Here is a 13,920-nt window from a genome sequence, read left to right as displayed (position 1 = left end):
TGAAAAACACCATATAAAAAGAATCAGCAGGTTACATTTACTTATGACCATGGGACATAATCTTCTTGTTACTCGCTAAAACCAGATTTTCCTTATGTGCTTCCACATTGATTTTCTTTGCTATTTTTTCAACCTTTTTTCCTACACTCAGATGGTAAGAATCTTTAACTGTTATGCGCAGGTTGGTTGCTGTTTTGATGATTGCCATATCAGAAGAGTTTTGATTTTTCAGCACTGTTGAATTCTACAATCTTTCCGCTCTGCATGGTCATATTTTCCAGTTGACTGAACATGGAAATTTCACCTGCAATTTCATTGGAGGTTTCAGATTGTCTTTTGAATTCTTTTTCAATCATTTCCGTTCTGGTATCGGAAGTTTCCGTAATATCTCCCGAAGCCGTAAGTTTCATATCTTTTCCTGCGATGGAAACAATATTATCGTTGGCTGTACTGGTAATACTTGCTCCTGCGCCTATAGAAATTTCTTTTCCTGCAGTAATGTTGATATTATCACCCGCATTCAACGTAAAGTTTTTAGGGGCTTTCATACTGATATTTCCCTGTCCGTCCATGTAATAGGTATTACCGCTTGGATCAAGAATGGTTACACTTCCTTCTTCATCATTCATCAGTATCCTGATTCCGCTTCTGGTTTGAATAGACTTAAGGTGATTGTTTACGCCGCCGCCCAAAGCAACTCCTCCATGGAACATTCCTCCCATTACGAAAGGTCTGTCCGGATGGCTGTGCACAAAATTAACCATCACCTGATCCCCCACTTCCGGAATGGCTACATACCCACGGTTTTGGGTAATCTGATCTGTTCCTCCGGCATCTGGGCTCATCATACGGATAAAATGAGTGGTATCATTGGTCTGCCAGTCAAATCTTACCTGTATTCTTCCCTGTCCTTCGGGATCCGTATTGGAAATTACGGTGGCAGTTTGTGGCTCAGCTTTCGGAATGGTGTATTCCGGCTTTGGAAGAAACCCTGTATCTGCTGCAATTCCTACGAAGCTTCCTTTATAATGACCTATTGTGTCAATCTCATGTTCTGATTCCGTAATCATTATCCTTGTGAAATAAGAGGTTTCATTGGAATCCTGTTTACGCATCTGGACGTCTGCTACGCACCCCGGGTGAAGGAAAGGAACCGTTGTATTTCCTGAAACGGAAAAAACATTCACCGCCTCACTTCCTGAAGCGCTTTTCTGCGAATACTCCACATCCAGGTGTGTGGCAGCTTTGATAGGAGCAATCTGTAAAGCCGGTGTTTTATAAATAGTTTCGTTATGGCTGTATGCTGTTTTTGCAAGATCACTCACATGTTTGATGGGTGTAGACCCAGAAGTCAGCTTTTCATTTTTATTACTGTTATAACCGTAAAATTGTGGTTTGGTGTGTACCGCTTTCAGCTCAACTTTAATTTCATTGGCGCTGCTTCCGTAAGTAAGGGTAATAGGTTTATTCTGAGCCGGCAGTTTTCCGAAATGTAAAACTTCACCATCGTAGTAGAATTGTTCACCGTATGCTTCGGCCATTCTTGCCAGATAGTTATAATGGGTTTCATCATACTGGCTGCTATAGATGATCTGAGAGAAATTATTGGCATCTACCCTGATATCAAAACGGCTTTTATCAATCCCTTGTTTGATCACTTCTTCTGCAATAATTCCGATATTAACCGGCTGGCTTCCTCCAAAACTCTGGATGTGTGGTGCTCCGTCAAGAAGGATGGTCGGACTGTAACCTGTAAGTACAATATTTCCCAGACTCATATGCTCCTGACTGAATCCTACTCCGGTAATCACTCCCACAAAAGTTCGTTCCGGACTGTTATCTATATCTTTATAGGAAATAACCGCCGTAAGTCTTTTTCCGAGAAACTTGTTAGCTTCCTCCAGTGAGTGGGTCTGTCTGTCTCCCAGGGTATCGTGTGCCAGTGTCAGTGTAAATTCGTGATGTCGTCTGGTACTTTGTTTAAGCTTGAAATGCTTGTAGTACTTGATAATTTTCCCTTCTATGACAAGAGAAAGCTTTACCAGACGGTTGATACCTGTGTGATGGTTTTCGGAAATACCATCTGCATTCTGCGTCGGACGAAAAGACGCCGCTTGTGAGTTTCCAGGTGTATTTGACATATTTTTAGTGATTTGATTTGTTTTTTAAACGATTATTCAACAGAAAGAGAGTTTAAAAATTAAAAACAAAAATCCTGTAGAATATAGTCCTAGGTAAAAAAAGACCGTCTTGTAAGGACAGTCTTTTATTTCTGGCTCATGAAAGACTTAGCTCATCGGCCAAAGTCCGTCATAAGATGAGTTTCCATATGTGATGCTTTCAGCACTTACTACAAAGCTGATCAGCATATTATTGCTATCAATGGCATCAAAGTCTACTTCATGCTGGATAACATATCCGTTTTCCCATTTCAGAGAGATCAATGTTCCCTCTTCGTGAGATTTATTAAAGTTGATTTCCCCGCTAGTTGGTTTGTATTTACTGTTTAATAAACTTTCTAAAACATCAGATTTTTCTGTTGCTTCAATTGTTACTTTGATCAATGCGTTTGACGGGTCAGAGGCTACACGTCCTGAAACATCTGTAGATCTTGACACACTATAGTTAAGCTTTAACAACTTCTGACCTTCACCTCCATTGAATTTTAAGATTCCTCTTGAATTTCCTGCCATATTCTTAAATTTTAATCATTAACGAGATCCCTGCTATAGGATTTATAAAACAAAGATAAAGGTCATGTTCTAATTTAAAAAGTTTTTAAGGCACTGTTTCATAAATTGTAGTAGTTCTACGACATTTTAAAATTCTACACAACAAAACAATACAGGAATTTTAATCTAATAAATTATATTTTTTATTAAAATTTTTCTACATAACACCAAAGAAGATCAAAACACAAAAACAACTAATAATCAAACGGTTACTGTTGATTCTAATAGTTAACAGTGTTTGTACATATACCCGATTACCATAATAATCAGGTTAACGACCACCATAATCATTAAAATTTTACTGTATTTTCTTTTTCTATCGATAAAACTTACCCCAAGGATCAAAAAGAATAACAATAAAGTGTATACAGCCGGATACATTTGAAACGCTTCCGAAAACTTTCCTTCAAATACCAACAGGATCGCTCTCTGAGCACCACATCCCAGACATTCTACCCCAAGGAATTTTTTACTGGGGCAGGTAAGCATGAAATCATCAATATTCATTCCTGTGGTTTTACAGATTATTGGGGTAACTAAGAAGAGATTTTGGCTCTGGTATACTGATGTGGAAAAAAGCAGTCTTCTTTCATTTCAAAAGATCCCTGAACAGCAATATAAGGATTTCTCAGAATCTCCCTTGCTACAAAGATAAGATCAGCATCCCCTTTCTGAAGGATTTCGTCGGCTTGTTCTACCCTGGTAATCAATCCCACCGCTCCTGTCTTCACTTCAGCCTCATTTCTCACCTGCGAAGAAAAAGGAACCTGATAACCATCGAAAACCGGGATTTTAGCTCCATGAATATTTCCACCGCTGGATACATCTACAAGGTCTACGGAATGCTCTTTTAAAATTTTTGCCAGCGCTACACTACTCTGAATATCCCAGCCATTCTCAGCATATTCCGTTCCTGAAATCCTTACAAAAAGGGCAGTATTTTTGTCCAGTTCTTCATTAACAGCATCTACAATTTCGATCAGAAATCTGATTCTGTTTTCAAAACTACCTCCATATTCATCCGTTCGGATATTGGAAAGCGGCGACAGAAACTGATGGATCAAATATCCGTGAGCACCATGAATTTCGATGACATCAAAACCTGCTTTTACAGCTCTTCGGGCAGCTTTTTTAAAATTCTGAACAATCTCCTTTACCTCATCTGTACCCAGTACATGAGGAATTCTTTCCGTAGGGTGATAAGGAATAGGGCTTGGAGCTACAGTTTCCCAACCTTCTTCCACAGGAATCTGTATATTATTCCATGTTGATCCTTTTCTTCCGGCATGAGCCAGCTGGATTCCTATTTTACTTTCTGAATTTTTGTGTACAAATTCTACGATTCTTTGCAGTTTCGCTGCCTGTTCATCATTCCAGATTCCCATGCAGTGATTGGTAATTCTTCCTTTGGGTTCTACTCCTGTAGCTTCTACCATCAAAAGACCGGTACCGCCCTGCGATCTGCTTCCGTAATGTACAAAATGGAAGTCGTTAGCCTCTCCGTTTTCACATGAATACATACACATGGGTGACATTACCCATCTGTTTTTCAACTCTATATTTCTGAATTTTATCGGTGTGTATAACATTTTTAAACATTAAAAAATTAAACTTTTCAGGGGAAGAATAAATATTGCCCACTTCATTAAAAAGAACTAATTTTACCCCCCTTTTTTAGTTGACAATATATGAAAAAAGACATACAGATCGGTTACGAATATTTTAAAAATAGCAGTGAGCTGAGCGATATAGAAAAACAATTATTTGAAAGAGCCAAAGAAGCTCGTGAGAATGCTTATGCACCTTATTCTCAATTTTTGGTAGGATGTTCCGTATTACTGGAAAACGGAGAAATCTATTCCGGGAACAACCAGGAGAATGCAGCCTATCCGTCAGGATTGTGTGCAGAAAGAACGACTGTTTTTTGGGTAGCTGCCAACTTTCCGGATGTGAAAATAAAAAAGATCTTTGTAGTAGGAGGTCCGAAGGAGTTTCATGAGAAAAACCCACCAATACCTCCATGTGGAGCATGCCGCCAGAGTTTAATTGAGTATGAAACCAAGCAGAATGAAAATATCGACCTTTATTTCTCAAGCATGAATGAGGAGGTTGTAAAAGTGCATGCCGTGAAAGATCTGCTTCCTTTTTATTTTGATTCTACGTTTTTGTAACCAGATGAAACCTGATTTTAGCTCCCTGCCCAGGTTTGAAACTTTGACAGGCTATGAAGCAAAAAGTTCACATCGGCTCATCCTGAATAAACGTTACAGTGAAATAAAATAAGAAACCTAACAGGTTTTGAAAACCTGTTAGGTTTGTATGATAAGGAATAAAGATTTGAATACTATAGAATAAGGATCAGCATAAAAAAGGCTGTCTCCTGTATTGGGACAACCTTTCTTTTTTATTCTTCTTCAGATTCTACATCATCATCTTCGTCTTCGTACTGCTCAAGATAGTAGCTAAAACTAAATTCTTCAACTTCTTCTTCCGCATCCTCCAGCGTCGTCAGAAGATCTTCAAAAATCTCAAGCTGATCTACAGTCATGTTGACGAATTCTAAATGGAGCGGCATTTCCAGACTACCGGTGATGGTATCAAAAAGGGCATCAAGATTATCCCCAAAATGCTCAGGAAGCTGAATTTTCTCCTTGAGCTGGGCGTAAAAATCTTCATAGTCACCTATGTCCGTAAAATCTATATATACTGTCTTCATATTGAATTAAATTTCCAATTTTTATTGATTAAAAAAGTCTTGCATTTTTGCGGATCTTTTCAGAGCCACTCATACAATATTTTATTTTTCAAAATTACGACTTATCACCCCTTAAATACAAATTATGCACTAGCCATTGCGAGAAGCTTAGCGACGAAGCAATCTCAGAAAACATCCATAATATCTTCAACATCCTCCGCAAGATCATTCCAATCAGGGTTTATACTATTGATTAAATCCAGTTTCTTTTGCCTGGAACCTGCTTTTATTTGTTTTTCTCTATATTTAGCATCACCTATTTCCTGAAAGGATTCCCAGTATACCAATATATATAAATTATATCTTGAAGTAAAGCTTTGAGAATAATATGATTCTTTATGCTGTTGAACACGTTTAGGCAGATTTGAAGTCACTCCTGTGTAAAGAGTAGTATGATTTTTATTCGTCATAATGTAGACAAAACCTGCTTTCATCTGTGATTCTTTTATAGAGATTGCTTCGTCACTCCGTTCCTCGCAATGACGTTATTGCTTTTCAAAGCTCTTATAATGGTTTTTGGTAAGGTATACATCGCCATTTTGAGTGTAGATGATACGGTCAGCATTTCTTCCACCACAATGATAGTTTACATCTGCTTCAAAGTATCGTTCTCCATCCGGCAAACGTCCTTCTCTGTTTCCGAAATGATCTCCGCCGATAGCTTTTCCAGGTAGTACATCACAAAGATTTCCTTGAGAAGGATTCCAACCTTGTTTCCTTGCTTCTTTTTTAGTGATATAATAATCCGGAAGCTTATAATTTTGCTTTACATAGCTGATTACCATTTTCTCCTCTGTAAGCTGATCTATAGAAACCTGACCAGATGAACTTCCATCGGAAGAAGTACTTCCGTAACTCACTGCTTCTTTTTTTACAGAATCTGACCGATCTTTCTTATTTTCAATAAAGTTTCTGTAGACATACATTACAGACATTCCGAAAAGGAGTCCCAGACATATAAAAAATACAGATCTTATTTTTCCGTTCATAACTATTATTTACTATATGATGTATTAGTCAGCTTACCAATGAATAGTATTGTTATGCTCTCCATTCTTCAGGAATATCGCAAACCGGGATAGGATCCATCTTATGTCTGGCAGCTTTATGCATTCTGTCGAAGATCAGGAACACTTCCTTATCTCTCCCTTCGTAATCTTCAGCCGTTTTCGTTCCGTATTCTTTCTGGATTTTTTCCAGTTCCGGATAACTTGCACCAATCTGTTGTTCATCTGTTCTTTCCGTATCCCAAAGTCCATCGGTAGGAATAGCCTCCTGAATGCTTTTGATAAGATTTAATCCTTTAGCAAGTTCATATACTTCAGTTTTATAAAGATCTGCAATAGGTGAAACATCTACCCCACCATCACCATATTTTGTATAGAAACCAATTCCAAAGTCTTCTACTTTGTTTCCTGTTCCACAAACAAGAAGCCCGTTCAGCTGTCCGTAATAATAAAGTGTAAGCATTCTGAGACGTGCTCTTGTGTTGGCAAAAGTCAAATTCTCATTGGGATACACCTCATCATTTACATGGAAGGTTTTATAGATCTCTTCAAAGGCCGGGGTCAGATTGACGGATATTGTTTCTACATTGGAAAATCTGGATTTAAGGTCATTCATATGATCCTGTGCACGATCTACCTGATCAGCTTTCTGACGGATCGGCATTCCGATCAGTAGTGTTTTCATGCCTGTCATTGCTGCTAAAGTAGAAACTACTCCGGAATCTACACCTCCGGAAACTCCGATTACATATCCGTTTACCTTAGCATTTGTAGCATAATCCTTTAACCAGCTTACAATATGATCTATTACTTTTTGTGTCTGCATTGTTTATATTTTTTAGTCTATTCCAAATTCATGAGGGTATTTTACCACTCCTTTTTTATCTTTTAATCCGTCTTTTACCAATTCTACAGCCATTCCGTTTTCTTCCGGAATATCAAATGGAAAAGAAATTCCAAAATTACTTGTTTTTTTGTAACCAAAGCGCGGATAATATTTTTCGTGTCCGATCAGTATCACCGATTCATATCCCAGTTCTTTGGCAATACGGTGTCCTTCCAGAATCAGTTTTCCTCCGAGCCCCCGATTCTGAAATTCCGGCTTCACTGAAACAGGAGCAAGAGCAAGAGAATCATATGATTCTTCACCATTAATAACTTTAATTTTTGTAAACAAAATATGTCCTGCAATTCTACCCTTTTCATCTTCGGCCACCAATGATAATTCCGGGATGAAAGCTTCTGAACGTCTTAGTTTTTCTACCAGAAACTGTTCCTGATGATTACTGTATTCCATTTCTCTGAAAGCTTCTTCCGTCAGCTGAAAGACCTTTTGATGATCTTCTTTTTCTTCTTTTCGTATTGTTATCATTTTTTACCGTAATTTTCACGCTTTAGTTCGTACCAAAAGCAAATGCCATCAGGCTCTTCAAACTCGTCGGTTTTTTCAAAACCTAATTTTCTTAGAATATGATTGGAAGCATCATGTTCAGAATGGGCATAGGCATAAATGACTTCTGCATTTAAATCATTAAAACCATAATCCAGAGAAGCTTTTCCGGATTCCACAGCATATCCTTTTCCCCATGATTCCGGCAGAAAACGATATCCCAGTTCCAGCACATTTTTATAACCATTGGTTTCATGGGTAAGCAGTTTCAAGCCGCTCCATCCTATCAGAAGTCCGCTCTCTTTTTCTACTACTCCAAGCCTTCCTACTCCATTCTCCTCATACTGTTTCTGAATCATGCTGATGACCTTTTTTGATTCATTGATATCCGTCAAAGCCGGTACACCAATGTATTTCATAACTTCAGCATTGGAATCCAGCAAAAATATGCGTTCAAAATCTTCATCTTCGAGTTTTCTTAAAATCAGTCGTTCTGTTTCTATCATCATAATTATTAGTTTATTCTTCAGCTCCAAAAATGGTTACGTTAGTTTTAGCACCCTTCTTTATATCTGTTTCTCTTATCTTATTTCCCATTATATTAAGGGTTTGTAAAGCCGGGTTGCCGGAAATATCAATTTTCTGAAGCTTGTTATGTTCTACATTGAGCTTTCTTAATACTTTAAACTGAAGCAGATTTATTGTTTTTAATTGATTTAAAGATAATGTTAATTGATCAATTTTGGGAATCTCCATCAGCGAAATACTTTCCAACAAATTATTATCGAGATATAATGAACTTAAATTTTTAAGATTTTCGGCTTTGAATGAAGAAATTTTGCATCCCGTACATGAAAATAATTCAAGCTGAGACAAATCATTAAGTACAATGCTGGAGATTCTATTATCATCGAGAACAACCATTTTCACGTTTTTAAAAAGTGACAGATCTTCTGCTGAGGTAATTCCTTTCTGAACCAGGAACAGATTGGTAACCATACCTGCTTCCAGAGATTCAAGTATTCCGTTTTTATTCAGATCAAAATTTTCCAGCACTGCTTTTTCAAAGTTTTTATCTTTAAATTCAAGGTTTTGCCCGCAGAAAAAAGAAAGCCCGGAAATAAGGCAACCCGCTGTAAATATTTTAATTTTCATCATGAATTGTGTATTTAATCCTTATTTTTGTAAACTTAAATTCCATGTAAAAATAATGAAGATTTTTAGATATATTGCGCTTTCTTCCGTTTTAGCTGCAGGGCTTGTTTCCTGCAAAAAAGAACCTGAAAACCAATGGAAGGTCGAAGTCAAACAAACTGCCGAAAAAGTTGACATTACAGATATTTCCAAAGAATTCTATAATCAGAACATTCCATTGGATCAGTTTAAAGCTCAATTTCCATGGTTCCAGGGAAGTGTTTCTGATGCTGATTTCGAAAAAAGAAGAGCAGATGCTGAAGAGATAAAAATCTACAGGGAAGCTATCGGGAAAATAGATCAGGCAAAGCTGCAAAATGAACTTCAGAGCTTATTTGCTCATATCAAATATTACTTTCCCCAATTTAAAAATCCAAAAGTATATCTGTTCTCATCTGCTCTACAGATGGTACAGGATCCTATATTTTATGATGAAAAAGGCAATCTGTTATTCATAGATGTAACCGGTTTTATGGGTGATGGAAATCCTAATTACAAAGGGCTGGAGTTGTATTTCCAAAAATCAATGAATCCACAGAATATTGTTCCTAAGGTATCACAGTTGTTTGCAGAAAATATTGTAACGGAATCTCCTGATCATCAGAAATTCATTGATCAGATGATTCTGAACGGAAAAGTAATGATTCTTCAGGATGCTTTTCTTCCGGATACTCCCGACTATCTGAAAATGAATTATACTCAAAAGCAGTATGAATGGGCAACCAGTAATGAGGCGAATATCTGGAATTATTTTGTAGAAAGTAATCTGATCTTTGGAGATGATCCGAGACTGGGAGAGCGTTTTATTTCCCCAGGCCCATTCTCGAAGTTTTATACAGAAATAGATAATGAATCTTCGCCACAAATCGGGATTTTTACAGGCTGGCAGATCTGTAAAGCATACTTTAAGGAAAAGCCTGAAACAAAGTTAACAGAGTTCCTGAAAATGGATGCTACCACAATTTTTAATCAATCCGGTTATAAACCGAAACTTAAATAACAGAAATTTTAGAATTTAGAAAAAATAGAAAAATGAGAAAGACTCAGATTACGATAGATGTAGAGCTTGATGAAAATCACGTACCGGAAAATATTACATGGAACGCTCAGGATGGCGGTATTGAAAAACAAGATACCAAAGCAACCATGATTTCCGTATGGGATGATAAAACAAGAGAAGCGTTAAGAATTGATCTTTGGACCAAAGAAATGCCTGTAGACCAGATGAAGATGTTTATCCACCAGATTTTAATATCTTTAGGAAATACGTATCAGAGAGCAACCGGAGAAGAAGATGTAGCGCAGTGGATGGAAGAAATTGCAGAAGAATTTGCGGTAAAATCTGCTATTAAGTAAAAAAATATAATTGCAGTAAGCTGCAGGCAGTAAGCGGTAAGCTTTTTGTATTCAGCTAGAGCAAATTTTAATAAAACAATCCGCTTAAGCAATATACTTTATTGTTTAATGCTAAGCCTAAAGCAAAAAATTATGAATTTTAATACAAAAGTAATTCACGGAGGGCAGCACCACGAGTCTGCAACAGGTTCTGTAAATGTACCTGTATTTTTAACCTCTACGTTTGCACAGAAGAGTCCGGGAGTACATTCCGGATACGAATATTCAAGAGCTGCCAATCCTACAAGACAGGCATTGGAAGATTCTTTGGCAAGTATTGAAAACGGAGCGAGAGGTCTGGCTTTCGGTTCCGGTCTTGCAGCCATCGACTGTGTTTTGAAATTATTAAACCCAGGTGATGAAGTGATTGCTGTAGATGACCTTTACGGAGGAACTTACAGAATGTTCACGAGACTTTTCGAAAAATATCAGCTGAAATTCACATTCGTAAATTTTGACGATGTTTCTAAAATTGCTGATGTCATTACAGATAAAACAAAACTGATCTGGGTAGAAACTCCTACGAACCCTTTGATGAAATTAGTAGATATCAAAGCAGTAGTAGAAGTTGCAAAAGGGAAAGATATTCTGGTAGCAGTAGACAATACTTTTGCTACGCCTTATATCCAGAGACCTATTGATTTGGGAGCTGACATTGTAATGCACTCCGCAACGAAATATTTAGGAGGCCATTCTGATGTGATTGCAGGAGCTCTTATTGCTAAAGATGCCGAACTGGGAGAAAAACTTCACTTTATTCAGTTTGCAAGCGGTGGTATTTTAGGTCCTCACGATTCTTATCTTGTATTGAGAGGAATTAAAACACTGGCCTTAAGAATGCAGAGACATTCGGACAATGGTCTTGCTGTAGCGAAGTACCTTGAGACACATCCAGCTGTGGATAAGGTAATTTATCCGGGATTGGAATCTCATCCACAGTATGAACTGGCAAAATCCCAGATGAAGGAATCAGGGGGAATGGTTTCATTCACTTTTAAATCCGGTAAGAAAGAAGATGCTGTCAAATTCTTGGAAAAAGTAAGAGTATTTACCCTTGCGGAATCTTTAGGAGGCGTAGAATCTTTGGCTAACCACCCTGCGTTGATGACTCACGCTTCAATCCCGGCAGAAAAACGTGCTGAACTGGGAATCACGGACGACCTTGTACGTTTAAGCGTAGGCATTGAAGATGCAGAGGATCTTATTGCAGATCTTGAGAAAGCTTTTTCTTAACATACAATACATTAAATGAGAAGGGTTTTGATAATCCTTCTCATTTATTATAACACCAACTGATATTATGAAAAACTCAAGGAAAGCAACTATTTCCGACTTACCACAACTCGCAGAATTATTTGATCAGTACAGGATATTTTATCACAAAGAATCAGATATTCCTGCTGCTACAACCTTTCTTCAGGACAGACTTGAAAACAAAGATTCCGAAATTTTTGTTACGGAAGAAAATGGTAACCTGACAGGTTTTGTACAGCTATATCCTATATTTTCATCTACAAGAATGCAGCGTTACTGGCTGCTGAACGACCTGTATGTAAATGAAAGTCACAGAGGAAAAGGATATTCTAAAAAACTGATTGAAGAATCTAAGCAACTCTGCCGTTCCTCAAAAGCATGTGGAATTCTTTTAGAAACAGGAAAAAGCAATGATATTGGAAACCAATTGTATCCAGCCAGCGGTTTTGAGCTTTATGACTCTGTAAATTTCTACGAGTGGACGAATCATGATTAATGAGTAATTGATGCGTTACACTCACCATCCCGAATCTCAAGACCCCGAATCCCGAAAACCCGTAACCCAAACAAAAAATAATATGACCGACTTTCAAAAATACATCCAAAGATATTTAGATCAGATTCCATCAGGAAACTGGATCAATGAACTGCAGATATCAGCAGACAAAACCATCGGAATTTATTCCAACCTTACCGAAGAACAATCTAATTTTGCTTATGCAGAAGGAAAATGGACTTTAAAAGGTCTTCTACTCCACTTATCTGATACAGAAAGAGTCTTCCAATACAGAATATTAGCTTTTGCGAGAGGAGAAAAAAACAATCTTCCCGGATTTGATGAAAATGAATATGCAGAAAATTCTTTTGCAGGTGAAAGAAGCCTGGAATCTCTTTTGGAAGAATACAAACTGGTGAGAAAATCTTCACAGATTTTATTAGAAACTCTTCAACCTTCTGCTTTACAGAATACAGGAACAGCCAATGGCCATGAAATATCTGTAGAAACTATCGGAAAACTGATTATAGGTCACAATTATCACCACCTGAATATTATTGAGGAAAGGTATTTATCGAAATTGGGATGGATGTAAGAAAACGAATTCCCCTTGCCAGCCTGTTAATTTTCATAATTTCTTTTTGTTTTACAGCTTTTAAAGTTGAAGATATGGGAGAGATTAAAGATTATAAATCATTTGAAACTTTTCTTATAGGTCCGATTAGCTTTTTAGGCGGGGGCCTATTTGAATTTCTGGTATGGACAGCTAATATTTGGTTCTTTATTGCAGTGGTATTCTGTTATAAAAAATATTTTTTAATTTCTATGATATTGGCTGCAATAGCTTTTTTAATTGCAGGAACATTTTTTTTCTGGAAGGAAATTCTGGCTGCAGAAAATGGAAGAATGGGAAGAATATACAGCTTGGAAACAGGTTATTTTTTGTGGATAGCTTCTATTGCATTTTTAATAGCTGGCTCATTATATTTATCCATAAAATCTAAATTTATCAATCATAAATTCTCATCCTGATGTGCAATGAGATCTATAAAAAATTTAAGAATCACAGAAAGTATTCAAACTGAAAAATTAGTTTTTGAAGAAAGTTCATACGATAAGTTTGATACGATCTCAATCTATTTTGGATTTTCTGCATTGGCAGGAGCTTCTCTGCTGTTATTAAAAGAAGTAGATTTTTCTTTTAATAACAGCTTCGAGTGTGCAATTCTTATAAGTTTATTCATCTGTAGCGTATATGTGCTGTATTGTAAATACACCGAAAAACATTTGAAAGAAATTAAGTTTGAAATTCCTAAAGAAGAAGCTAAAAGCAGAATCATTGAGTATGGAAAAAAACATCATCATAGAATTTCAAAGATTTCTGGGAATCTGATTTTCCTTAATGAACCGACAGATCTCTACAGTTTGGGTAAAGATTATGAACAGACAACCATTGTATTTTTTAAAAACAATGCGATTCTTTATACTTTAATTAAAGAAGGTTCAAGATCAAATTTCCCTGTCTTGATTTCACAACATCTTACCAAAAAAGATTTCAAAAAAATACTACATCCTGATTATATTGAGCCTATTAAGCGTACAACTTATTTTAATTCATTTTTTCATGGATTATAATCTTTGCATCTTGTCATAATAATCAAGCTGAAAAATCATATTTAAACCCCATTTTTTTGCCT

Annotated in this window: 20 protein-coding genes; 8 read left to right on the top strand and 12 right to left on the bottom strand. The window is 36.8% G+C overall.

What is annotated here, in order from left to right; translation table 11 throughout:
* Positions 1 to 37 precede the first annotated feature (37 nt).
* From AC59HC_RS19065 to namA, 5 genes are all read right to left on the bottom strand, one after another.
* The gene (locus AC59HC_RS19065) at positions 38 to 208 is read right to left on the bottom strand and encodes a hypothetical protein (RefSeq protein ID WP_153816338.1); all 171 of its coding nucleotides are present in this window, start codon (positions 206 to 208) and stop codon (positions 38 to 40) included.
* 1 nt (position 209) lies between these two features.
* Positions 210 to 2,141, bottom strand: a complete 1,932-nt coding sequence (locus AC59HC_RS19060; RefSeq protein ID WP_202838868.1) for a type VI secretion system Vgr family protein — start codon at positions 2,139 to 2,141, stop codon at positions 210 to 212.
* Positions 2,142 to 2,288: 147 nt separating this feature from the next.
* Complete coding sequence (tssD, locus tag AC59HC_RS19055) at positions 2,289 to 2,693, bottom strand: type VI secretion system tube protein TssD (RefSeq protein ID WP_002977458.1); 405 nt, start codon at positions 2,691 to 2,693, stop codon at positions 2,289 to 2,291.
* Between the two features lie 267 nt (positions 2,694 to 2,960).
* Positions 2,961 to 3,239, bottom strand: a complete 279-nt coding sequence (locus AC59HC_RS19050) for a DUF2752 domain-containing protein (RefSeq protein ID WP_110011373.1) — start codon at positions 3,237 to 3,239, stop codon at positions 2,961 to 2,963.
* Between the two features lie 29 nt (positions 3,240 to 3,268).
* Positions 3,269 to 4,321: an NADPH dehydrogenase NamA gene (gene namA / locus AC59HC_RS19045; protein WP_496559162.1), complete on the bottom strand. Its 1,053-nt coding sequence runs from the start codon at positions 4,319 to 4,321 to the stop codon at positions 3,269 to 3,271.
* A gap of 99 nt (positions 4,322 to 4,420) precedes the next feature.
* Here namA and AC59HC_RS19040 point away from each other — a divergent pair, with 99 nt between their 5' ends.
* Entirely contained in the window at positions 4,421 to 4,903 is a 483-nt protein-coding gene (locus tag AC59HC_RS19040) for a cytidine deaminase (protein WP_110011371.1), read from the top strand.
* 233 nt (positions 4,904 to 5,136) lie between these two features.
* Here AC59HC_RS19040 and AC59HC_RS19035 read toward each other — a convergent pair whose 3' ends face one another.
* From AC59HC_RS19035 to AC59HC_RS19005, 7 genes are all read right to left on the bottom strand, one after another.
* A complete protein-coding gene (locus AC59HC_RS19035) occupies positions 5,137 to 5,448 on the bottom strand; it encodes a barstar family protein (protein ID WP_202838866.1) in 312 nt (103 codons plus the stop codon).
* Positions 5,449 to 5,612: 164 nt separating this feature from the next.
* Positions 5,613 to 5,921 (bottom strand): GIY-YIG nuclease family protein, encoded by a 309-nt coding sequence (locus AC59HC_RS19030; protein WP_343642064.1) that lies wholly within the window; start codon positions 5,919 to 5,921, stop codon positions 5,613 to 5,615.
* Between the two features lie 51 nt (positions 5,922 to 5,972).
* Positions 5,973 to 6,476, bottom strand: coding sequence for a ribonuclease domain-containing protein (locus AC59HC_RS19025; RefSeq protein WP_496559161.1), 504 nt, complete (start codon positions 6,474 to 6,476; stop codon positions 5,973 to 5,975).
* A gap of 52 nt (positions 6,477 to 6,528) precedes the next feature.
* Complete coding sequence (gene nadE / locus AC59HC_RS19020) at positions 6,529 to 7,320, bottom strand: NAD(+) synthase (protein WP_496559160.1); 792 nt, start codon at positions 7,318 to 7,320, stop codon at positions 6,529 to 6,531.
* 12 nt (positions 7,321 to 7,332) lie between these two features.
* Positions 7,333 to 7,866: a GNAT family N-acetyltransferase gene (locus AC59HC_RS19015; RefSeq protein WP_343642059.1), complete on the bottom strand. Its 534-nt coding sequence runs from the start codon at positions 7,864 to 7,866 to the stop codon at positions 7,333 to 7,335.
* Positions 7,863 to 8,393, bottom strand: a complete 531-nt coding sequence (locus AC59HC_RS19010) for a GNAT family N-acetyltransferase (protein ID WP_496559159.1) — start codon at positions 8,391 to 8,393, stop codon at positions 7,863 to 7,865. The genes AC59HC_RS19015 and AC59HC_RS19010 overlap by 4 nt, the downstream gene beginning before the upstream one ends.
* A 10-nt stretch (positions 8,394 to 8,403) precedes the next feature.
* On the bottom strand, positions 8,404 to 9,042 hold the full coding sequence (locus AC59HC_RS19005) for a leucine-rich repeat domain-containing protein (RefSeq protein WP_482399932.1): 639 nt from the start codon (positions 9,040 to 9,042) through the stop codon (positions 8,404 to 8,406).
* A 52-nt stretch (positions 9,043 to 9,094) separates the two neighbouring features.
* On the opposite strand from AC59HC_RS19005, the gene gldB reads away from it, so the two are divergent.
* The 7 genes from gldB to AC59HC_RS18970 all read left to right on the top strand — a co-directional run bounded on the left by gldB (position 9,095) and on the right by AC59HC_RS18970 (position 13,858).
* Positions 9,095 to 10,078 carry a gliding motility lipoprotein GldB gene (gene gldB, locus AC59HC_RS19000; protein WP_496559158.1) on the top strand — a complete coding sequence of 328 codons (984 nt, stop codon included), beginning with the start codon at positions 9,095 to 9,097 and terminating at the stop codon, positions 10,076 to 10,078.
* Positions 10,079 to 10,110: 32 nt separating this feature from the next.
* Positions 10,111 to 10,434, top strand: a complete 324-nt coding sequence (gene gldC, locus AC59HC_RS18995) for a gliding motility protein GldC (protein ID WP_002977443.1) — start codon at positions 10,111 to 10,113, stop codon at positions 10,432 to 10,434.
* A gap of 132 nt (positions 10,435 to 10,566) precedes the next feature.
* The gene (locus AC59HC_RS18990) at positions 10,567 to 11,706 is read left to right on the top strand and encodes a cystathionine gamma-synthase (protein WP_137905788.1); all 1,140 of its coding nucleotides are present in this window, start codon (positions 10,567 to 10,569) and stop codon (positions 11,704 to 11,706) included.
* A 67-nt stretch (positions 11,707 to 11,773) separates the two neighbouring features.
* On the top strand, positions 11,774 to 12,223 hold the full coding sequence (locus tag AC59HC_RS18985; protein WP_137905789.1) for a GNAT family N-acetyltransferase: 450 nt from the start codon (positions 11,774 to 11,776) through the stop codon (positions 12,221 to 12,223).
* An 82-nt stretch (positions 12,224 to 12,305) separates the two neighbouring features.
* On the top strand, positions 12,306 to 12,818 hold the full coding sequence (locus AC59HC_RS18980; RefSeq protein ID WP_343642051.1) for a DinB family protein: 513 nt from the start codon (positions 12,306 to 12,308) through the stop codon (positions 12,816 to 12,818).
* Complete coding sequence (locus AC59HC_RS18975) at positions 12,809 to 13,255, top strand: hypothetical protein (RefSeq protein WP_227943103.1); 447 nt, start codon at positions 12,809 to 12,811, stop codon at positions 13,253 to 13,255. The genes AC59HC_RS18980 and AC59HC_RS18975 overlap by 10 nt, the downstream gene beginning before the upstream one ends.
* Before the next feature lie 6 nt (positions 13,256 to 13,261).
* Positions 13,262 to 13,858, top strand: coding sequence for a hypothetical protein (locus AC59HC_RS18970; protein WP_110011359.1), 597 nt, complete (start codon positions 13,262 to 13,264; stop codon positions 13,856 to 13,858).
* The last annotated feature ends 62 nt before the right edge of the window (positions 13,859 to 13,920 follow it).

This window comes from Chryseobacterium sp. DZ-32 (assembly GCF_059587025.1).
The sequence above is the reverse complement of the archived record's forward strand: the minus strand, read 5'-3'. Positions and strand labels throughout refer to the sequence as shown.